Annotated in this window: 21 protein-coding genes; 15 read left to right on the plus strand and 6 right to left on the minus strand. The window is 45.1% G+C overall.

Annotation, left to right across the window (positions count from 1 at the left end; genetic code table 11):
* Window positions 1-32: 32 nt before the first annotated feature.
* The 6 genes from ACTQ53_RS14070 (at window position 33) to ACTQ53_RS14095 (ending at window position 3633) form a co-directional block, all read left to right on the plus strand.
* Window positions 33-377: a hypothetical protein gene (locus tag ACTQ53_RS14070; protein ID WP_118255358.1), complete on the plus strand. Its 345-nt coding sequence runs from the start codon at window positions 33-35 to the stop codon at window positions 375-377.
* 146 nt (window positions 378-523) lie between these two features.
* Window positions 524-1024: a hypothetical protein gene (locus ACTQ53_RS14075; RefSeq protein ID WP_441933637.1), complete on the plus strand. Its 501-nt coding sequence runs from the start codon at window positions 524-526 to the stop codon at window positions 1022-1024.
* A 216-nt stretch (window positions 1025-1240) separates the two neighbouring features.
* Window positions 1241-2368 (plus strand): ATP-binding protein, encoded by a 1128-nt coding sequence (locus ACTQ53_RS14080; RefSeq protein ID WP_295346789.1) that lies wholly within the window; start codon window positions 1241-1243, stop codon window positions 2366-2368.
* Window positions 2369-2464: 96 nt separating this feature from the next.
* Window positions 2465-3037 carry a hypothetical protein gene (locus tag ACTQ53_RS14085; protein WP_441933639.1) on the plus strand — a complete coding sequence of 191 codons (573 nt, stop codon included), beginning with the start codon at window positions 2465-2467 and terminating at the stop codon, window positions 3035-3037.
* 5 nt (window positions 3038-3042) lie between these two features.
* On the plus strand, window positions 3043-3195 hold the full coding sequence (locus ACTQ53_RS14090) for a hypothetical protein (protein ID WP_203040463.1): 153 nt from the start codon (window positions 3043-3045) through the stop codon (window positions 3193-3195).
* Between the two features lie 27 nt (window positions 3196-3222).
* Entirely contained in the window at window positions 3223-3633 is a 411-nt protein-coding gene (locus ACTQ53_RS14095) for a DUF4112 domain-containing protein (protein ID WP_238405227.1), read from the plus strand.
* 68 nt (window positions 3634-3701) lie between these two features.
* On the opposite strand, the gene ACTQ53_RS14100 is transcribed toward ACTQ53_RS14095, so the two are convergent.
* Window positions 3702-4115 carry a nucleoside 2-deoxyribosyltransferase gene (locus ACTQ53_RS14100; protein WP_441933642.1) on the minus strand — a complete coding sequence of 138 codons (414 nt, stop codon included), beginning with the start codon at window positions 4113-4115 and terminating at the stop codon, window positions 3702-3704.
* Window positions 4116-4207: 92 nt separating this feature from the next.
* On the opposite strand from ACTQ53_RS14100, the gene ACTQ53_RS14105 reads away from it, so the two are divergent.
* The gene (locus tag ACTQ53_RS14105; protein WP_203040465.1) at window positions 4208-4684 is read left to right on the plus strand and encodes a hypothetical protein; all 477 of its coding nucleotides are present in this window, start codon (window positions 4208-4210) and stop codon (window positions 4682-4684) included.
* 117 nt (window positions 4685-4801) lie between these two features.
* Here ACTQ53_RS14105 and ACTQ53_RS14110 read toward each other — a convergent pair whose 3' ends face one another.
* Together ACTQ53_RS14110 and ACTQ53_RS14115 are read right to left on the minus strand one after the other, a co-directional pair.
* Window positions 4802-5560, minus strand: coding sequence for a glycerophosphodiester phosphodiesterase (locus tag ACTQ53_RS14110; RefSeq protein WP_238405228.1), 759 nt, complete (start codon window positions 5558-5560; stop codon window positions 4802-4804).
* 49 nt (window positions 5561-5609) lie between these two features.
* Entirely contained in the window at window positions 5610-8336 is a 2727-nt protein-coding gene (locus ACTQ53_RS14115; RefSeq protein ID WP_441933645.1) for a TonB-dependent receptor, read from the minus strand.
* A 207-nt stretch (window positions 8337-8543) separates the two neighbouring features.
* Here ACTQ53_RS14115 and pafA point away from each other — a divergent pair, with 207 nt between their 5' ends.
* The 6 genes from pafA to ACTQ53_RS14145 all read left to right on the plus strand — a co-directional run bounded on the left by pafA (window position 8544) and on the right by ACTQ53_RS14145 (window position 16166).
* Window positions 8544-10169, plus strand: a complete 1626-nt coding sequence (pafA, locus tag ACTQ53_RS14120; protein WP_441933647.1) for an alkaline phosphatase PafA — start codon at window positions 8544-8546, stop codon at window positions 10167-10169.
* Window positions 10170-10304: 135 nt separating this feature from the next.
* Complete coding sequence (locus ACTQ53_RS14125) at window positions 10305-11483, plus strand: glycosyltransferase family protein (protein WP_441933649.1); 1179 nt, start codon at window positions 10305-10307, stop codon at window positions 11481-11483.
* Window positions 11410-12408, plus strand: coding sequence for an alkaline phosphatase family protein (locus ACTQ53_RS14130; RefSeq protein WP_203040469.1), 999 nt, complete (start codon window positions 11410-11412; stop codon window positions 12406-12408). The genes ACTQ53_RS14125 and ACTQ53_RS14130 overlap by 74 nt, the downstream gene beginning before the upstream one ends.
* A gap of 73 nt (window positions 12409-12481) precedes the next feature.
* Window positions 12482-13666 (plus strand): glycosyltransferase, encoded by a 1185-nt coding sequence (locus tag ACTQ53_RS14135; RefSeq protein WP_441933651.1) that lies wholly within the window; start codon window positions 12482-12484, stop codon window positions 13664-13666.
* 49 nt (window positions 13667-13715) lie between these two features.
* Window positions 13716-14741, plus strand: a complete 1026-nt coding sequence (locus ACTQ53_RS14140) for a lysylphosphatidylglycerol synthase transmembrane domain-containing protein (RefSeq protein ID WP_441933653.1) — start codon at window positions 13716-13718, stop codon at window positions 14739-14741.
* A 156-nt stretch (window positions 14742-14897) separates the two neighbouring features.
* A complete protein-coding gene (locus ACTQ53_RS14145) occupies window positions 14898-16166 on the plus strand; it encodes an ATP-binding protein (protein ID WP_203040472.1) in 1269 nt (422 codons plus the stop codon).
* A 137-nt stretch (window positions 16167-16303) separates the two neighbouring features.
* On the opposite strand, the gene ACTQ53_RS14150 is transcribed toward ACTQ53_RS14145, so the two are convergent.
* Complete coding sequence (locus ACTQ53_RS14150; RefSeq protein ID WP_294972072.1) at window positions 16304-16744, minus strand: Hsp20/alpha crystallin family protein; 441 nt, start codon at window positions 16742-16744, stop codon at window positions 16304-16306.
* A 428-nt stretch (window positions 16745-17172) separates the two neighbouring features.
* On the opposite strand from ACTQ53_RS14150, the gene ACTQ53_RS14155 reads away from it, so the two are divergent.
* Window positions 17173-17352, plus strand: coding sequence for a hypothetical protein (locus ACTQ53_RS14155; protein WP_203040474.1), 180 nt, complete (start codon window positions 17173-17175; stop codon window positions 17350-17352).
* Between the two features lie 120 nt (window positions 17353-17472).
* Complete coding sequence (locus tag ACTQ53_RS14160; protein ID WP_441933656.1) at window positions 17473-19038, plus strand: ATP-binding protein; 1566 nt, start codon at window positions 17473-17475, stop codon at window positions 19036-19038.
* Between the two features lie 69 nt (window positions 19039-19107).
* On the opposite strand, the gene ACTQ53_RS14165 is transcribed toward ACTQ53_RS14160, so the two are convergent.
* Together ACTQ53_RS14165 and ACTQ53_RS14170 are read right to left on the minus strand one after the other, a co-directional pair.
* A complete protein-coding gene (locus ACTQ53_RS14165; RefSeq protein WP_441933658.1) occupies window positions 19108-20397 on the minus strand; it encodes a BACON domain-containing protein in 1290 nt (429 codons plus the stop codon).
* 24 nt (window positions 20398-20421) lie between these two features.
* On the minus strand, window positions 20422-22020 hold the full coding sequence (locus ACTQ53_RS14170; RefSeq protein ID WP_441933660.1) for a SusD/RagB family nutrient-binding outer membrane lipoprotein: 1599 nt from the start codon (window positions 22018-22020) through the stop codon (window positions 20422-20424).
* Between the last annotated feature and the right edge of the window lie 2 nt (window positions 22021-22022).

Consider the following 22022-nt stretch of genomic DNA (forward strand, 5'->3'; position numbering starts at 1 on the left):
GAAGAAATTATTTCACGTAATCAGTAAAGACTATGGCAAAGAAGAATATGGACATTCTGCTTGGCAACATTCTCGGAAAGGCTGCCATTCATCCGCAGGACAGATTTGACAAGTCTCCTGGGGACTCAAAGGAAGAACGAAATGAAGTTAAAAGTCCTCAGACAGAGAGCGTTTTGCCTAATGATGAACCCTGGCGACATTTCTCCTTTATCTGCTCAAAGGAACTCGTTGACAAGGTTCAGAGCATCGCCCGAAAGGAAGGTTTCACCATCCGCTCCTTCATGGAATACGTCATGAAACAAGGCGTTGAAGCTTATGAGTCGAAATATGGTAAGGTCAAGAAAATCAGGACTAAATCCATTAGGGAAGTCATGTAGAAAATGTGGATGTGTAGCCATGTACACATGAATACATTGATACACGTGTACGTTGATACATATATACATATAGACGTTGATACATGTCCACATATGGATATGAATACAATGAAATTAAATAACATCAAAAACGAAAAGTCATGAAAATGAAAAAGAATCTTTCAATCGCCATCCTTCTGATGATGATGGCTTCACCAGTAGTATTCACCTCTTGCGGCAATGATGACCCGATGGAGGAGGTCGAGAGTCCGGAAACAAAACTGGACGTTTGGACAGAGCCTTACCATATCATGGGTGCAAATGTGGATGAGGTCAAGAGTTATATGGCTCAATCCATGAAGCGTTACCGCCAGGTAGCTGAGACTTCCGGCGACAACATCCAGTTGACCTTTATGACTGGGCAGGGTAGTGAAGGCGTTCTTTACAGTTTCTCCCGTTTTGGCGGTTCGCTTTATTCTGTTATAGATACGGAGCGAAGTGTGAACCGTGGGCTTGTCATTGACTATCTGAAGAAGCACTACACGCTTGTTTCTGCCGATGAAGCCAGCCTGCAGTACTGCTTCACCAACCCGGACAAATCCATGGTGATTACAACCATGAAGATTTCAGATTCCTATTTCAATGTGAACTATTCATTGGTTTATTGATAGAGAAAAATAAGATTGCCACCATCAGAACTTCGTGCTCTGGTGGTGGTAGTTTTATATGTCTGTGCGTGCTTGAAGGAGCATCCTGCTCTTTGTTTTGCTAAATAATAATAAAAATAACGTCTGATGGATATAAAAACAAGTTTTATTTCTTATATTTGCAATCAAATTACAAATATCGAGGTTAAAATGGTTTTAGAGATACGTTTAAGCAATATGTTCTCGTTTCGAGACGAGGTGACTTTGGACTTGCAGGCTGCCAAGATTCAGACAAAGAAGGCAAGGGAGCTTGAAGGTAATCTGTTTTCCGTGGATGGAGAACAGATGTTGAAGAGCGTTGCCTTATTTGGAGCCAACGCTTCGGGTAAAAGCAATGTGATTAAAGCCATCAGAGCTTGTGTGAACATGGTTCGTTCATCACATAATTATAATGTTGACACCAGGTTTGCCATCTCACCTTTCAAGTTTGAGGATTATGCCAACAAGCCAAGCTCCTTCTACATCCGTTTCCTGCTGAATGGAGTAGAGTATGAGTATTCCTTCTCCTTTATGCATAATGAAATCATCACCGAGACATTGTACTATTATCCGAATGGTCGCAAGTCGCTGGTATTCAGCCGTGATGAAAGTAGAGGAACAGAGAAGAAAGACATCTATGAGTTTAAGACCGTCATTAAGCGTCCTTTCGATGTAGCTGACAATACATCGAAGAAGACACTCTATATTTCTCGTGCCAGTCAGATGGACAGGGAAATAGCCCAAAAGATTTTCCTGTTCTTCTGTAATGACATCGTGCTTGATTATCAGGTGGCTAACATTGATTCCCTGGATAATTTGTTCAAGGAACGAAAGGAGCAGATGCTGGAGGTGTTGAGAACGGCAGATAGCGACATCATTGACTTCAAGATTCAGAACAATGCCATCACGACGTTTCATCGTACCAACCCTTCCGTTGCGTTTGATTTCGAGACGGAAGAGTCGGAGGGAACCAAGACTTTGTTCCGGATGATGGTGAGGATGATAGGTATTATCCATGAAGGAAAGATGCTCCTTGTCGATGAGATAGATAACAGTCTCCATACCCAACTTGTGGAATTTGTGATAGGTATGTTCAATCATAGCGACCATGCCCAGCTCATCTACACCACTCATAACACCCATTTGCTGAACACCGATTTCCAGCGAAGGGATCAGGTGTATTTCGTGAACAAGCGAGAGGATGGAAGCAGTGATCTATATTCTCTGTTTGATTTCAAGGATTTCCGGGACACGCTGGATATGGAGAAGGCTTATCTGCAGGGACGCTTTGATGCTATTCCTACTATATCTAATCTCACTATTTAGCTTAGTATGAAGCATTTTACTTATCTTCACACATAAATAAAAAATATATGGCACAGATGAATCTTACTCCATTGGACGATGTGCTTGACAAGCACTTTGGAAAAGTTGGTGCATACAGTTGATATTCCGAACATCAAGGATAAAACTCAATTGTCTGCAGATGTAGAGCAGAATCTCTCGCAGTTCACAGACTTTTTGGCAGATAATCTCCATGCAAATAAGGAAATGGCACGAAATCTGCTTGATGGTGTATCTGAATATTCTAAGAATCAGAAGAAGATAGAGGGAAATGCTGCACAGCAAAATCCTGCTGAATATAGTGAGGAGGAGTTGATGCAGGCAACTGGTGCCATGGAACAATCCTTACAGAAAGGCATCGCCCTGTTTGACAGTTTTGCTAAGCTCAAAGCGCAGCAACTCAACGAAAATCTGGCTTCTGCTGCATACGATAAGGAGTTGAAGAAACATACTGATGAATTTAAGCGTGAGATGGCTAAGATAGACAACAAGAGTGCTTATCTTCGTGAGGTGTTCAAGCGTATCAATCTGGCAGGCAGCGAGGAGGAACGTAAGAAGGCTATGGAATTGATGAGCGATTTGAGCGGTTACTCTCTTTCGGAACAGGAGTTCGCAGAATTTATGAATGGTAAGAAACAAATAGAATTATAAGGCGTATGGAAAGTTCAAGAAGACAGCAAGCCCAGGCTGATTTGGGTATGGATTTCGCTAAGGAAGATCAAAAGCGAGAGGCGGCTCTTGCCAAAGAACAGGCGAGGGCTGATAAAAAAGCTGCAAAGCGCGAGAAGATGATGAACATGCCATCATAACGTCTGATGGTAGGTACGGCAAAGTATATGGACAAGTATTTCTTGGATCCTATCCTTGGTTTCGTTCTTCCTGCCGGTGTCGGTGATGCGTTGTCGAGCGTGTTTGCATTCCCATTCATCTATTACAGTCTGTGCGTGGTTAAGTCTATTCCGCTGACATTGGCTGTCATCTATAATATCCTGATGGATGTGCTGATTGGTGCTATACCTTTCTATATTGGTGATGTGCTGGATGTCTTCAAGCGTTCGTATGTTGAAAACTTGAAGCTGATTACAGGCTATATCGAGGATGATAAGGAGATCATCAACAAGGTAAACAAGAAGGCATTCTGGACGGCAGTATTCATCGTCGTGCTTTGCTGGTTGATTTATCTGATTATCTCATGGGCCATCAGTTTGAGCACTTGGGTTTATGATTGGATTGTTTCGTTATTCTAAAAAAGGATTGCTTATTCGTGCTGAAACCCGAAAACTTGAGGCAGGAGATGATCGGTATCTTAAAGGATCTATGATAGTACCTTATCCAGTAAAGAGAACAGTTCTTCCTCTGTTTGATAAGGATAAATATCGAAGTAGGGGTTTCCTGTAAGCATGGCTGAAAGCTGAGTCTTGCTCTTGTCATAGAAGATGTGGCAAGGAATACCTCTACTTTCGGCGTAGGCCAGTTCATAGCCCACGCCTAGCGAAGGGTTGCTACACTCTGCTACGACCATATCGCTCTCTTGGAGCCATGCTGTATCCTGGTTATAAATCTCTGCATCGCTGGTTCTTCCTTTTTCCTTGAGGTTGAGGCCAGCCTGACCGATATGTTCGGTCAGTACGATGTCCTTCATCTGCATGTGTTCAATCATCTTTCTATAGAGATCGGCAAAGTCATGACCTCCACGAATGGAACCTGCAAAATATATTTTCTTTTTCATCATTCTTGGTACTTTAAAATTTCTTTTCTATGTGAAATAAGGAATTTTATCTTTTATCGTGAATTTTGATAATCAATTAATCAATGATGTGATTGATTACCATACCTGCGATTGCCATACCGGAAGTGGGCTATGGCTATCGGGTGGAGTTCACCATTGATGGAGCCGATGAAGCAAAGGGCACGGTGTTGTTCTCATCAGATAACGCCACCTTCTATCTTGCCGACCCTGAAAGCGGCCAGCTTGGTTTTGCCCACGAGGGTTATCTTAATAAGTTCAACTACAGGGTAGAGAAGGGCAGGAAGGTAACTCTGGCGATTACGGGCGACAACAAGAAGACCTGTCTTTATGTAAATGACAAATTGTGCGAGGAGCTTGGTCCGCTCACCCTTTATGCGATGCAGCAGAAAGACCTGGCTACATTACAGAAGGGCGATGCTACAGCCACTCAGCCTATCGTATATAATCCCTCAGCCAAGATGCATTATCAGCGCACGCTGGTGTTCCCTCTCCAGAAGGCAGGCGATTTTAAGAGCCGCATTACGGGAGTAAAGGTGGAGCAGAAGTAAGTAGAAACAACTGAGACTCTGAGATTGAGATTATAAGCAAAAAAACACTTTTCCAATTGGAGAAATATATTTCTCTAGTTGGAAAAGTGAAAAAGGTTGCTGACTGTGAAAGCCCTGTTATAAAGCCTTGGCTTTTTCAGGATCATTCGTTGTTACGTAATCGATGCCTTGTTTGAAGAAATATTTGATGGCTTTCAGATTATTGACAGTCCAGACATTGGTGATTAGACCGAGTTTCTTGGCTTCCTTGATCCAGGTTGGATGGTCTAAGAAGACGCTGTCTTCGTAGTCGATGCCTGTATAACCTGCTGCTTTGGCATCGAGCGGAGCGAGGTCTCCGTTCAGATAGGAAACCTTGGCACCTGGAGCGTGGAGAACCAGATAATCGCAGGAGTGCTTGCTGAAGGAAATATACTCTGTTCTTGCTTCCAGTCCCGCCTCTCTTACCATCTTCAGGGTGGCATCGATGCAGCGGTCTTCATCGCTCTTCTGGATGTGCTCCTTTACTTCGAGTATGAGTTTCATATCGCCCAATGATTTGGCTGCATCGAGATATTCCTTCAAGGTAGGAATCTTCTCGCCATTCTTGAGGCGCTTGTCTCTGATGTCGGCATAGTTGGCATTCTCTATCTTAATGCCATCTACGTCATCATCATGAAAAACTACCACCTCGCCGTCACGGGTGATGTGAACATCAAACTCAGAGCCGTAAACCCCAATCCTGTGGGTGTTCTGAAGTGAGGAGATGGAGTTCTGAGCAGAACCTTCTGTCTTCCAATAGCCTCTGTGGGCAATCACCTGCTGGGCTCTATCCTTGGCTGAGGATGGGAGAATCACTCCCATCAACAGCATCATATAAATCAAAATACTTTTCATTGTTCTTATTTTTTTATCATAGAAACTTTTTTCTATAGCACTTATTGTCTTAGAATCCCATTTTAAACATCACACCGACCACGGAACGGGAACCGCCAATGTAGGTTGGGAAACCAATCTGACGGCCTGAGTTACCTGCATCCACGATGTATTTCTCATCGAGCACGTTCTTGCCGAAGGCACCGATTTCATAATAAACCTTACCTGGCTGGAAACGATAACCGGCGGTGAAGTTGAGCAATCCGTAGGCATCCTGGGTGAACTCAGACTCGTTGCTCTCCTCGAAGAATACCTTCGACTTCCATGAATAGGTAGGGCGGAGATAGAAGGAAGCCTTCTCGCCGGCTGGCACGTTCAAGTCGAAACCGATGGCGAAACTGTTCTTTGGAGTAAGGCGGAAGCGGTTGCCGGCATAGAGCTGTGCGTTTCCGTTGTCATCCTTGTCGTTGAACTTGCCCTCGATGTACGACCAGTTGCCGAAGAGAGTGAGGTAGCGGCATGGAGAATAGTTGATGCTTGCCTCCAGACCGAGACTGTGGGCACGACCTGCATCATCGTATTCAAATTTGCTGGTGGTGGCGTTGAAAACCGATGTCTGATAATTATACCAGTCATAATAGTAAGCACAGATGTCGTAGTTCAGACGGCCTTCCAGGATGCTTCCCTTCACGCCAGCCTCGTAGCTGTAGATGATTTCCGGGTCGAGAGTCTCGAAATCCTTAGGATCGTTGTTGAAATAGAGCACTCCCGGACGACGGCCACGAGCCACGCTGGCGTAGATGTTGTTGCGGCCAATCATATAGTTGAGGGCTGCACGACCTACCCATGACCAGTAGCTGTCCTTGGCTGTAACCTTGGCGCCACCATCGGTAGGGTGATAAAGCACGGCACCAAACATGCTTGGTATGGTAGAAGATGAATAGCCTGTTTCCTGGTTCTCGTAAGTTCCGCGGATACCCAGGGTGAAGTTCAGGTTCCTGGTGAGCTTGAAGGTTCCATCAGCGAAGACCTCAATAGCCTGGTTGGTACCGTAATTCTTGCCCTGCTCGGTATAAGCAGTATCGAGCGTTTTGCCCGAAATGCCCTGCAGGGTAGCCTGAATCAGCTTGCCGTTATCGCCCATGCCTGCCAGAACCTGGTCTAAATCCATTCCCACAGCACCCAGGGCAGTCTTCAAATCTCCATAGATATCAGGAGTGGCGCTCTGTGGTTTCAGTTTGCCGTCCGCATCTGTTTCCGGGCTCTCTGGGAACCATTTGCTCATCAGTTGTGAGAGTGTCAAATCCACCATCGGCTGATAATCGGCAGGAAGATACTGGCTGAGCAATCCCTTCACATTATCTATCTGACTGCTGAGCGAAGCCTTCACACTCTTCTGGATAAACACCGGATAGAGGTACTGGAGATTCGCCTTGGCGTTGACATCCTGCGATGAATTCTCGTAGAAATAGTTGGCTCCCAAGAAGCCTGAGAAGAATTTCTTATCATCATAATTGAAACGGAATTCCTGGCTGAACTGGGTTCCTTTTTCCTTTTCCTCGCAGAGCAGGAGTGGGAGAAAGGTACCGTCTGCATCGAAATGCTCATCGCTGTTGAAGGCTCTGAAACCGGTGATGGAATTGAAAGCCCAATGTTTGCCGAAGTTGTGCTCGATGTTGAGCAGGGCGCCACCTACGTTTCGCTTGATGCCCAACTGCTTGCCGGCTTCCAGGTTGGCAGGACTGTTAGGGTCGCTATTGCCAAAGGCTGGATTGATGCTGTGGAAGGAAGTGCCTGGATAATCATCGTGCTGATAATCGAGTACCACGCCTACAGAAGTATCATCGTTAGCCCACCATTGGGTAGAGTTTCTGAAAGCCAGGGCATTCTTGCCGTTCAGTCTGCCACCTGCCTCGTTCTTGATGAAGCCGTCGCGGGCATCATAGTCGAAGGCAAAGCGGTTGGCAAGCTTGTCCTTGATGATTGGGGTGTTGATGAAACCTGTTACCTGGCGCTGGTTGTAGCTTCCGTAGTTCATGGAGAGTTCGCCCTTGAGTTCGTTTACGGGTTTGTGGCGGATGATGTTGATGCCGCCAATCTCAGCACCTCTTCCAAAGAGGGTTCCCTGAGGCCCCTTTACTACTTCCAGTCGCTCCAGGTCGAAAAGTTCTACGGCAGAAGAGCGGCTTCGGGAAGTTGAAACGCCATCCATAAACACGGAAACTCTTGGCTGGGAATAAGCCTCGCCGCCATCAGAAGTCACACCACGAATTACGTAGCCGGGGTTGTTAGGGCTCTGCAGCTGAATCTGAACGCCCGGGGTAAACTGAGCCACGTCGTCCATCTGGTGGAGGTTGAGTTTCTCCATCACGCTACCGGTTACGGCGCTTACAGCCACAGGAATCTCCAGGCTGCTCTGCTTCTTTTTCTGGGTAGTAACGATTACCTCGCCCAGGGCTTGTGTGTTTTCCTTCATCACCACCTTCATGTTGTTGTCGTCAGCATCTTTGGTGATGGTGTTGTAACCTATATAAGTAAAGGTGAGCTTGTCGCCATCGTTCACGTTGACGTGGAACTCGCCATTCAAGTCAGTCTGTACATTCGTGTTGCCGCAGCGAACTACCACGCCCGGCAAAGCTTCGCCCTGTTCGTTGGTCACCTTACCGCTTACGGCATTCATGCCCAATGCTTTAGAATTAGTTTTGTTACCTTCTGGAGTGTTGTCGGCTTTCGCCTCTAGACATGTGGCACCCTGCACGAGCAGGGAAGCCATCAATACAATCTTTAATTTGTTCATAACCTATTTATTATCTTGCATAATTTTTTTTCGGGTGCAAAAGTAGAATGATTTTGTTACATCACGGTTTCTTTCGGGTGAAGAAAAGATGAAGTTAAAACCGGTATTTCTTCTTCACTCTTCTTTCACCTCTTTGTAACACGATAGCAACATCCTTTAAATACCTTTGCAGCGGTAAAAAGTATTACAGTAATTTTAAAGAAAGAAATGAATAAGGTATTTAGTTTTATTGCGATGTCATTCCTGGGATGCGGAATGGTTTCTGCCCAGCAGGTGAATGCATTAGGCGTTGAGCGCCCTAAACTGGTAGTGGGTATTGTGGTTGACCAGATGCGATGGGATTATCTCTATCGCTATCAGAAGCGCTATGGAGAAGGAGGATTCAAGCGGTTGCTCAACGAGGGATTCTCTTGCGAAAACACCCGAATTCCGTATGTTCCATCGGTTACAGCCGTCGGTCATACTTGTCTCTATACCGGTAGTGTGCCTTCTATCCACGGAATCGCCGGAAACAATTTTGTGAAGAATGGCAAGAAGGTGTATTGCACGGATGATGAAACCGTGAAACCGGTGGGTTCCAGCAGTAAGGAGGGCTTGATGTCGCCTAGAAACCTTTGGGTTACGACTCTTGGCGATGAGATGAAGATTGCATCCAACGGCAGAGCCAAGGTGGTGGGTGTGGCTTTAAAAGACCGTGCTTCCATCCTTCCTGCCGGACATAATCCAAATGGTGCCTACTGGTTTGATGATGAGAGCGGCAAGTTCATCACCAGTTCTTATTATATGAACCTGTTGCCAAAGTGGGTGGATGCTTTCAACAACCAGCATCTGCCAGAGCGTTATCTTTCGGAAAAATGGAGCACGCTCTATCCTAAGAATACTTACATCGAGAGTACGGAAGATGAGAATGAGTATGAGGATGGAATCCGCAAGGGTGTGAAGGCTACGCTGCCGCTCAATCTCCCAGCCCTTTATAAGAAATATGGTTACAGCATAATCCGCAAGACTCCTTTCGGCAATTCGCTGACGATAGATTTGGCGAAGGCTGCGATAGACGGAGAGCAGTTGGGTGCTGATGATGAAACCGACTTGCTGGCGGTAAGCTGCTCCAGCACCGATTATATCGGTCATCAGGTGGGAACCCACGCCGTAGAAACTGAGGATACTTATCTGCGCCTTGACAAGGCGATTGCCGATTTTCTTTCTTATCTCGATGAGAAGGTGGGCAAGGGCAACTATCTGGTTTTCCTGAGTGCCGATCATGGAGCGATGAACAACGCCCGTTTCCTGCAAGACCGCCGCATTCCTGCGGGCAGTTGGGATGGTGATGCGATGGCTAAGAAGCTGAATCAAACCCTGGCTCAGGAGTATCCTAACGTGGGTGATTTGGTGAAGACCGTGATGAACTATCAGGTGTTTTTCAATCGCAACATCATCAAGGAAAACAAGTTGGATTTCGCCAAGATCAAGCAGAGTGTGGTGGATGTTTTGAAGGAAGACAGCTGCGTGCAGTACGCCTGCGATATGGAGAAGACGATGACAGAGAGCATTCCTGAGGATGTGAAGTTCCGCATTGTGAATGGTTACAACCGTGAGCGTAGCGGTGATGTGGCCATCGTGTTGAAGCCGAATTACTATGCCCACGGCATGAAGGGAACCGACCATGGCGAGTGGAATCCATACGACACCCATATTCCGCTGGTTTTCATGGGTTGGGGAATCCAGCACGGTGTAACCACCAGACAGACATTCATGACCGATATTGTGCCAACCATCGCCGCCCTGCTTCATGTTCAGGCGCCAAATGGCTGCGTAGGTCAGCCGATATTCTAGTTTTTAACCCTATCTTCATTTTCTCTAACATCTTTGAAATATGAAACTTATACCTTTGCACTCGGAAAGGGGCGATGATCTGCATCTGCCGCTTCGCCAGCAAAATATCAGATGTTTAAAGATGTATAAAGAAAAATGAAGGTAATTTTTGTAATTCAAGGAGAGGGTAGAGGTCATCTCACCCAGGCGTTGGCGCTTAAGCAGATGCTTCTGCACGAGGGTCATGAAGTAGTGAAAGTTTTAGTGGGCAAGAGCAAGAACAGGGTGATTCCTGAGTTCTTCATGAATCAGATAGGTACTCCTATCGAGGTTTTCGACAGTCCTAATTTCTTGCCGTCTAAGGACAACCGTAAGTTCAATCTGTTGCGCTCCCTGACTTACAACATGCTTCTTACTCCGAGCTATCTTTCCAGTATCCATTTGATACGAAAGAATATCCAGGAGAGCGGAGCCGACATCATCATCAATTTCTACGAGGTGTTGTGTGGCATTACCTGTTCCCTTTTCCGTTTCGGAATCCCAGAGGTTTGCATCGGTCATCAGTACCTCTTCCTCCATCCCTCTTTCCAGATGCCTGGAAAGTATTCCGTACCAGAATCCTTATTGAAATTCTTTACCCGTATCACCTGTATGGGAGCCACAGCCAAGTTGGCGCTCTCCATCCGTGACTATGAGGATGATCCTGTGCACGGCATCAAGGTAGTTCCACCGTTGCTCCGTCAGGAAGCCAAGACCATCATCCGCCACCATGGCGACTACATCATGGGCTATATGCTGAATGCCGGATTTGCCGAGGATGTGAAGGCGTGGCACGAGAAGCATCCCCATACCCGTCTCCATTTCTTCTGGGATCAGCCGGATGCGCCTGAAGAACTGATGGTAGATGATACGCTCACCTTCCATCGCATCAACGACGAGAAGTTCCTCAAGATGATGGCTGGCTGCAAGGCTTTCGCCACCACCGCCGGCTTCGAGAGCGTCTGCGAGGCGCTCTATATGGGCAAGCCATGCATGCTGATTCCGGCTCATGTAGAACAGGAATGTAATGCGATGGATGCGGAAAGAGAGATGGCTGGCGTGGTGAGCGAGGATTTCGATATCGATAAACTGAAGGCTTTTGCCCGTGATTACGAGGAAGATGTGGAGTTCAGAATGTGGGAGAACCATGCTGAAAGCCGAATCATCGCCGCCATAGAAAACGCTTACGAAACTTATTATCATAGAAAGGAGAACCAGGCTTATGAAGAAGAAAATGATTCCATTGTTGCTGCTTCTTCCCTTGTTGTTCCTGCTCGCCGTGTATGGCAAGGATAGCAAGAAGGAGGAGGCGCGAGTGGTAGTGATTGCCATTGATGGTTTAAGATGGCAGGAGGTGTTTGAGGGCGCCAGACGCGACAGTCTGATGCCGTTTCTCTGGGAGATGGGCAGGAAGAAAGGCTGCATGATTGGCAACCGCAACCGGAAATCGAAGATGGAGGTGGCAAACGGCATTTGGAAATCCTATGCCGGTTACAGCGAGATGCTCTGTGGTGTGACTAATGATGAGCACATCTTCGACAACCGCAAGCAGTATAACCCCAACCGCTCGGTTCTGGAATTGGCTGAGGCTTGTTCTGAGTATAAGGACAGGGTGAGTGCCGTGGCGAGTTGGGATGTGGTTCCTTATATCCTGAATTATCGCAGGAGCGAATTGCCCGTGGATTTCCGCTCTCCTCACAGGGTGAGCAAGCAAGTTAGAAATGATAGTGTGACTTTGAACCGCGCCTTGAAAACCCTCAAGGAGAAGCATCCCAAGCTTCTCTTTGTAGAGTTTTGCGAGACGGATTATTACGGACATCATGGCAAATGGCAGGAGTATCTGAATGCTGCTCATCAGAACGACCAGTTTATTCGACAGTTATGGGAATGCTGTCAGCAAGACCCATTTTACAAGGGGAACACCACCTTTCTTATCACCTGCGATCATGGCAGGGGAGAGAGCCTGGGCGTTCATGCCAACAGAGGCGAAGTAGATTCCCAGGCTTCTTGGGCGGAACACGGCAGAAGAATTAAGGGCAGCAACCAAACCTGGCTGGTGGCTTTCGGGAAAGACATCCAGCATCTGGGAGAAATGGAAGGGGGCAGAACCATCTACACCAAGCAGGTGGCTCCCACCATCGCCAGCATCCTGAAGGTTCCGTTTACGAATGATAATAATCAGCAATCGGTGGCTTCGCCGATTTATAAGATTCTTAAATAGAAGATTTTAAGATTCTCAAATAGCTTTTATATTACGCAAAAATAGGATAATAACAAAATAAGATTTTCAGATTATGATAGGATTGTTCAATGAATGTTTTCCACCCGTCATGGATGGCGTTTCACTCACGGTAAGCAATTTGGCTCGCTGCTTTTACCAGCAGGGCAGGGACGTGGCGGTAGTAACCCCGGAAATGCCAGGACTCGATGAGTCTCAGCTTCCTTATTCCGTCTTCCAGTATCGCTCGTTCCCGGTTCCCGGTCGCCATCCTTACCGCTATGGCTTCCCATCGCTCGATTTCAAGTTCCAGAAGCAGGTAGCTGCTCAGAATTTTGAAATCTTACACGCCCATTGTCCTTTCTCTTCGGGTGATTTCGCCCTGAAGACGGCTCGCAGAATGGGCATTCCATTGGTGGCAACCTTTCATTCCAAATATCGTGACGATTTCGAACGGGTGATTCCCAATAAGGCTCTGGTGGATTATCTCGTGGGCAAGGTGGTGAAGTTTTACGAGAGCGTAGATGAGGTGTGGGTGCCTCAGGCTTCCGTGGGCGAAACTTTGCGCGAGTATGGCTACAAGGGAACCTACGAAGTGGTGGATAACGGAACCGAATTTGCCGATGCGCCTTATACCGATGAGATGAAATGGGCAGCCAAGAACGAGCTTTATGTAGCCGTAGATAAACCTCTGCTCCTTTTCGTGGGTCAGCATATCTGGGAGAAGAACGTAAAGCTCATCATCGAGGCTTTAGCCAAGGTGAAGGATTTGCCTTATCATGCCCTTTTCGTGGGCGATGGTTACGCAAGAACAGAGATGCAGGCGATGGCGGCAAAACTCGGTTTGTCGGGAAACAGCGATTACCGCATGGATAAGGTAACCTTCTTCGGTAGCGTGCAGTCCCGCGAACTGATGCAGACCATCTATACGGCAGTCGATCTCTTCCTCTTCCCATCCATCTACGATAATGCGCCATTGGTGGTAAGAGAGGCTGCTTCGCTCTTCACGCCTTCCATCGTGGCTAGGGGCAGCAATACGGCGGAAATCATCCAGAATGGAATCAACGGATTCCTTTCGGATAGCGATGTAACTGCCTTTGCCAACCGACTCCGTTATATTCTGGAGCGTCCAACCGTCATTTCCTGGGCGGCAAAGGGAGCAGCAGAGACCCTGGTGCGCCCTTGGGAGGACATTGCTGTAGAAGTTTTGGATAGATATCAGCATTTAATTGACAGACAACAAAATAGATTGGCCATTTAATCGTTATATTACTATATATAATAAGGTATAGTTTTATTTTGAGAGTAATATGAAAAAATGGCATTTGTGGTTGGCGGCTTCCATCGGACTGGTGGTCATCGCTGGAATGATGATTCGGGAGTTTGATGTGGAAGCTTTGAGCAGGATAGATTTGTCTCCCAGGTTCTTCCTGGGGGTAGTAATGGGCGTGTTGCTCTTTGCGGTTCAGAATCTGATGCTCACCCTTCGCTTCCGACATCTTTGTCAGCGCAAGTTGTCGATAGCGCAGGGGTTTCGCATCAATGTGCTCTGCGAGTTTACTTCTGCCGTCACTCCTTCCGCGGTGGGTGGAAGCGGTTTGGCCTTTGTCTATCTGAACCGCGAGGGAATTTCGATGGGCAGAAGTATCTTCACCATGTTTGCAGCCCTGCTTGCCGACGAGGCTTTTCTTGCCATCAGCTGCCTGTTGCTCTATTTCTGTGTTCCATCGCATCTGCTTTTCAGTTTGGCAGATGAGGTGGGAATTTCTGCGGATGCAACGAACGAATGGATCAAGGGCGGAGTGCAGGTCATCTTCATCATCAGCACCCTTATCGTGGCTGTTTGGACCGCCATTCTCTACCTCCTGTTATTGCATCGCCCTCAGATTCTGGGCTGGGTATTGAAGGGATGCTGCAAGATTCCTTTCCTTCATAGATTCCTGCCCAAGGTAGAGAAGTTCTCTGAGGAGATGACGATGGCTTCGAAAGAGGCGAAGCAGGAGGGTGGAAGATTTTGGCTGCAGCTGATGGGGTATACTTCCCTGGCGTGGTTGTCGAGATTCGCCATTATAGTAGCCATTCTCGTAGCCTTCCATTGTCAGGGCAACATGCTGGTGGCGTGGTGCAGACAATGGGTGATGTGGATGATTTCCATTCTGAGTCCTACGCCCGGCGGAAGCGGCGTGGCGGAGTTGATGTTCCGCCTTTATTATGCCGATTTCCTGCCCGATGCCTCTGTAGCCATCCTTGCCGCCATGCTCTGGCGCGCCATCTTCTATTACCCATTCCTGGTAATGGGCACCTTGGTTTTGCCGAAATGGATTGCTAAGAAATAAGAATGAGGCAATCTTTCTTGCTTAAGATTTTCGTCCATAGACGAAAAAAATAATAAAAAGGAGGAAATTTTCGTCTATAGACGAAAATCTTGTTAAAAACAGAGATATTTTCGTCTATACACGAAAAAAATGCTATCTTTGCACAAAAAATCGAGTATGAACGAAAATATTGAATCAGTAAAGAAGTATAATCTTTGGTTTGGTAACACCATTGATTGCGGTTTTCCCCGTCCACTTTATACCGAAAGTGTCGCTTCGTATCTTGGCAGCAAGGTGGTGAAGGTACTTACGGGACAGCGACGTGTGGGAAAAAGTTATATATTGCGTCAAACTGCTATGCATCTTGTGCAACAGGGTGTCAGCAGCAATAACATTGTCTTTATCAACCGTGAACTGACGGCGTTCGATTTTATAGAAAACTATAAGGATTTGGATAATTTTATCCGTCTGTACCGGGAGGAATTAAAACCTGAAGGACGAATCTACATCTTTATAGATGAAGTGCAGGATATTGATGGTTGGGAACGTGTAGTCAACTCGTTGTCTCAAGATTATACTGAAGATTACGAGATATTTATCACAGGTTCTAATTCTAAGATGTTCTCTGGAGAATTATCCACTCTTCTATCTGGTAGATATGTGGAATTTCACATATTCCCTTTGTCTTACGGGGAATATGCAAGCATTCATCAGCTCCCTGTCGGCAGAGAGAGTTATTTGAAGTATATGGCTGATGGAGGTTATCCGGAACTCGTGCATTTCCAGTCTTCCGATGTGAAACGTAACTATATTTCGGGATTGAAGGATACTGTATTACTGAAAGACATCATACGCAGATATACGATTCGCGATGTAAGATTGCTCGAAGATTTGTTTGCCTATCTGGTTAATAATTCTTCCAATCTTCTTTCTGTTGCCAATATTACCAACTTCATAAAAAGTAAAGGGCGCAAGACTTCGTATGATACAGTATCTCTATATTTGGGCTATATAGAAGAAGTTTATCTTGCACATCGTGCTTTGCGCTATAATATCAAAGGGAAGGAGATTCTTTCTGGCAGTTGTAAATATTATATGAACGATTTGTCGTTCAAAAATTATCTCTATGCCGGATTCGGATATGGAGCGGGGTATCTGTTGGAGAATCTCGTTTATCTGGATCTGTTACGTCATGGATATGATGTATATGTGGGGAGTATTAAGGATAAAGAGGTTGATTTCGTTGCCATCAAGAACGATCGTATTATCTATGTACAAGCCACTTATATGCTTGTAGATGAGCAGACGATAGAGCGTGAATATGCTCCGTTGGAAAGTATAGCAGATAACTATGAAAAAGTTGTAGTATCGCTTGACGATCTTAAGTTGCCTTCTCGCAAAGGCATTACGCATGTAAGGGCATGGGAATTGTCGCAGATGCTATAGTATGATTTAACACTTCTTGTAGGAAAATTGAGATAAAAAAGGGTGCGTCATAAATACATGACACACCCTCTCGTTTTAATTATTTTCCGATGCTTATGAAATATCATCCAGAAAACGGGTTAGCACGTTATGAGTGATTATTTCACCTCAATGTGCTTAACATCGTCTTTCTTTTCTTCCTTGGCCACCTTAGGTATCTCAATCTTTAAGACACCATCGCTGACCTCAGCAGAAATCTTCTCTTGATTAGCATTCTCTGGCAGAGCATAACTCTGAGAATAGTTGCTGTAAGAGAATTCACGACGCAAGTAATGCTCCTCCTTCTTTTCCTCCTTCTTCTCGTCCTTGTTCTCGATAGATACATTCAGATAACCATCCTTGTCAATGTTCATCTTGACCATATCTTTCTTCAAACCAGGAGCTGCAATCTCCATCGTATAAGCGTTTTCATCTTCCTTGACATTAACTGCAGGAGTGGTGGCGTTCATATGTGGCATCAAGCTTGTATCAAAGAAATTGTCATTAAACCAATTGTTCAACCAATTTGAAACACTGTTATTTCTACGAGCTAACAACATAATGAAAAACCTCCAAATTTTATTTTTCTCGTCCTCTCTTCGCCTCTCGGCTCTGTCGGGATTTCTAATTGTTTATTATATTTATCCTTTTAAATAATGATTGCTTCGGCTTTCGAGGCTCAAGGATTTCAAGAAACCCTCAAATATCATTGCTTAGGGTTCTGATCGTTCCCCTTGCCCTTTCGGCTTCCGCTTTCACTCTATAGATGAGCAAGTTATGTGCCAATTCTATCTGTCTGTTTGGAGTGAACAGATATTGATAAAAATGGCAAAAGACTTTGCAAAACTGACATCAAAATATAATTAATTTAAACTTAGCAGTCAGAATTGACATGAAAGTATAATTCATTTTCACGATTCATACATACGGATAGCTTGAAATGCTGTTTTTCGATTTAGTTTTCCAAATTATTTCTCTTTGATGAATATTGGATTATATCTTTGCTTCTCATCATAATATCATCCATGTAGATTGTCAGGATATGAAAGGAGTGGATATTACAGGGGAATGTTCCAGTACACTCGATTATTTTACAGAGGTAAAGGATGCAAGCATTGATAACAAAGCTAACGAGGAATTGATTCGCATGATAGTGTCAGAGAATTAGGAAAAGGGAGAGTAACTGGTAGCTGGTGAAAAAAGTGGAGGATAATGATTTGAATTTATATTTGGCTAATTCGGATTTTCTTTGTAATTTAGCAGCGCAAAACGTAAAGCACGTGGAAATATGGCAAAAATAGCAAATTTTTATCCTGTAGGAATACAGACTTTCTCGAAGATTCGTGAAGCCAATTATCTCTATGTCGATAAGACTAAATACATCGTGGATTTTCGTGAGAAAAAGATGAAGTATATCTTTCTGAGTCGCCCAAGGCGATTCGGAAAATCCCTTTTTGCCTCTACTCTCCAAGCTTATTTTGAGGGAAGAAAGGAACTTTTCGAAGGATTAGCCATTGCCGATTATGAGAAGGAATGGATCAAGCATCCAGTGCTTCATTTCGACTTGAGCGGTGCCAAACACATGAGCGTGGAGCAATTGGAAAGATATTTGGCTGATATGCTTGAAGAGCAGGAAACTCGCTGGGGATACAAGACACATCAGGTGGATGCAAATCTCCGTTTGAAAGATCTGGTGAAGAAGGCATACGAGCAGACGAGCGAAAAGGTGGTGGTCATCATTGATGAATATGATGCCCCTCTGCTGGATGTAGTGCATGAGAAGGAGAATTTGCAACTGCTTCGTCGTATCATGCAGAATTTCTATAGCCCATTGAAGAAGCTCGATCCATACTTAGAGTTTACCTTTATCACAGGTATCACTAAATTCTCGCAGTTCAGCATCTTCAGCGAACTCAACAACCTCGACAATATCAGTCTGTACGACCAGTATTCGGCAATCTGTGGCATCAGCAAGACAGAACTAACCACACAGATAAAACCAGATGTAGAGGCATTGGGCGAAGCACTTGGTATGACGTATGAGGAATGCCTGGCAGAGCTGACACGATTCTACGACGGCTATCATTTCAGCAAGAATTCAGAGGATGTCTTCAATCCGTTCAGTCTGGTAAAGGCTTTGAATGCACGTGACATTGCTCCATATTGGTTTGGTTCCGGCACTCCATCCTTCCTATTGAAACTATTAGATAAATATCATGTCAATCTTTCTACATTGGAAAGTCAGGAGACGGTATTGAGTTCCTTCGACCAATCTACAGAGGAAATGACAGATGCCTTGCCATTGCTTTATCAGAGCGGCTACCTGACCATTAAGAAATATGATCCGATGTTTCAGGAATATACTTTAGGCATTCCAAACAGGGAGGTATGTAATGGTTTGCTCAATTCCTTGATTCCTCATTATGTCAACCCTCGCCGTTCCGATAATGATGCCTTCCTCTTAGGATTCTGCAAGGCGGTTTATCGCAATGATATTGAGGCGGCATTGGAACACATGCGCACCTATATGGCTACGATACCATACGGTTTGGAAAATCATAGCGAGAAGCATTATCAGACCATTTTCTATCTGATGTTCAGCTTCCTCAATATCTATATCCGTACGGAAGTGAAGAGTGCCATCGGCAGGGCTGATGCCGTGATGCACATGCCTGATACAATCTACGTCTTCGAACTGAAAGTAGATAAGAGTGCCGAGGAGGCATTGACCCAGATAGATGAAAAAGGCTATATGCTCCCTTACCATTCTGAGGGCAAGCGACTGGTAAAAATCGGCATCAGCTTTGACAGTACCCAGCGTACCATCAGTGAATGGAAAATAAAGGAAGACTAAAAAAGTAATCCGAAACAGAAGTCATATCAGCTATCTGTTTCGGATATTTTGATTACTTTTATTGATAAATTATATCGCCTTTACTTTTACATCATCCAAGAGGAGGCGGTTCTTGCCTTGCCCCTTTCCTTTCAGACCGCTATTCCAAGCTACACCTCCCACAAATAATAACTGGGTTTCCTTGGTGGCTCCCTTGATGTGGAAAGTGAATGTGGCTCCTGGCTGTATCCAAGGATTGTAGTCTTCCCCGTTTTCATTCTTGGAAGAATTTGGATAAACCGTGATATCGAATGTGGCTGCCTTATAAGTTTTCTCATTCACTGTCATATCTACCAAATCCTGACCGACGATTGTTCCAGGTCCCTCAATCATCACTCTCATGACACCATCATCCTTGGCTCCACCTTTGGAGACATAACCAATACTCTTGAATGTAACTTCCACGTCGGTAGTTCCCTCAATGGTGCTCAATTTTGGAGACAATACATCACCAGCTACATTCGTCTTGCCTAATTTCAGATACCCCAGACCTCCATATAAACAAGGATTTGAAGTGGCAAGAGTGGTCCAGCCATGTGATAATTCTTCTTCAGTCCATACGGCGATGCCTTGTTCCGGATAGTTGTAGTAGTAGTCCTCTTTACCTTCCTGCATCCAGTCGAAGCGATCGTTGAGATAGATGCCAGCATTGGCTTGGGTAATGATGGTTGAACTCGTGACGGAAGCATATTCTCCCACACCTGTACAAGTGAGGATGGCAGAGCGGGTATCATCAGTGTTCTTCTCAAGAGAGAGATAGATGCTGTCTGTACCGCAGGAATCAATCTTAATCCAGGTAGGCTGCTGGTTCATCTCGTCTTTCAGCAGAGTAGTCCATTCTATGTTATGGCTCACAGGCACCTTGAGTTGACCTCCTGTGGCAAGTACCTTATAGCCATTCTCGGCATTGGCAATTGTGACAGCTGGAATATCGGCAGCCTGGTCTATTGTGTAGGGAACGTCCTGTTTCTGACCATCTACAGTGAATATCAAACGTGCAGAGCGGGATGTGAACTCGGTATTTTTATCCACCCAAAAGCGAAAGATGCCATCAGCACTTCCTTCATTGGCGAAGAGATGTATCCATTGTGCATCCTCAGGATTTTCCAGCTGGATATTCCAGTCTTTGTTAGAACGGATGATGACTTTCGCCAGTTTTGACTTAGAAATACCAGCTGCAGGTACGTTTACCTGTGTCTGTTCGGTTTCCATTTTGAAATAGCATGCTTCATCATTGTCGCTTGCGCAAGAAGCAAATAGTATCATTGCCAGGGAAAAGGCAAAGGGGAAACAGCTGGATATGATATTTTTTCTCATCATGATTTTCGATTTTACGTTTATTCTTTATTTCTCTATGGCTTTTTTACTCCACCAGACCGGGGTTTTCATATCGTTCTCACCACCCATTCTCTGGAGGGCTTCATCAGCATGTACTCTATTGGTAGCTATGGTAGTGCTTGGATATGCAAATCGGGTAGGAAGAATCATATCGTTATAAACGCAACCGCTTCCTATTGTGAGTTTTGGATATTCGGTACGTCGGTATTCATGCCAGTCTTCCATTCCTGTCCAGAAGAGAGCCAGATATTTTTGATTACCAATCAGTTCGCACTTTGCCTCTTGTGTGTTAGCCTGATCCCATGATGCTAATCCTGAATTGAGGAATGTCTGGATTCCTTCTGTTGTGATTGCTAATGTAGGATCTACAGGAGATGCGAAGTCAGACCATTTCTGGAGTGATGCTGTGATGGCTTTTTCATAGTGAGTCTTGGCGACAGTTTCTCCTCCTGGAATCAGTCCCTTGAGTGCTGCCTCGGCAAGGATAAACTCCACCTCTGCATAGTCCATAAACCATTCATCGCAGTTGTTCCTGCAGAGAAGTTTATAGTTCAGGTAGGCTGCATTCTTGTCGCCATTATTTGATTCTTCACCCATCGTTGCTCCGGCAATAGTACCTGCCCAATATTCCCTTTTCTTTCTTCCGATGATAGGCAGACGAGGGTCTGTATATAGGTCAACCTTGGTATTAGTTGCATCCTTGATGACCATCATCTTAATCATCTGTTCAGTCAACTTATAGCTGCCTGTTGTAAAGGATGATTCAGTGTAGTTGGCATTATCAAATTCGCTTGTATATGGAGCGATGCCGGTATAATGTACAGTGGCATTGTCTTCATTGCCTTCGAAAATAGGATAAGTCTCTTGACTGTGTACGATTTCAGTTATCTTCTGAGCCACATTGTGAGTGCCATCCACGATGGTTTCTTTTCGTCCACTGATACGGCACAACAGTCTGAGATAGAGAGAATTGTTGAACTTTTGCCATTTAGTCATGTCGAAGTTGTACATCCCATCCAACTTTCTGTTTTTCTCTTCTACGTAGGGTTTAGAAGCATAGATGCGGTTTGCCTCTTCCAGTTCGGCACACATCTGTTGATATACGTTTTCCTGAGAATCGAACACCGGTTGCTTGATTCCCTCTTCCGCCATGAAAGCCTCCTTGTAAGGAATATCTCCATAGATATCAGTGAGGTTTGACATGAACAGAACCTTCATGGTAAGACCCACTGCCTGAAGATAAGAAGCACCTTGAGCCTCTGCCAACTTGATCATGTTGACATCATTGCTGGCATATCTTAAATAGGTATTCCAAAGAGCCTTCCAGTTCTGGTCTCCTATAAAGTAGCGATGTTCCTGACGGGTGGTTCCGCCAGTATGGGCTGTATGCTGAATGAGTTCATCACACCAAAACCAGGAATAATATGTAAAGAAGTTTGCACTTCCATAGAGAGTTTGCTCAAACATAGCGGAAGCTTCCAATTTGCCGCTCGACACCGTTATCTTGTTAGGATTCGTATTGGTCTCGTCAAAATTATCTGTACAGCTTGCCATAGCAAGCATGCATGCTGCTAAACCGCAGAAATATATATTCATTTTCTTCATAA

Source organism: Prevotella sp. Sow4_E9_plate (assembly GCF_052116205.1).
GTDB lineage: Bacteria > Bacteroidota > Bacteroidia > Bacteroidales > Bacteroidaceae > Prevotella.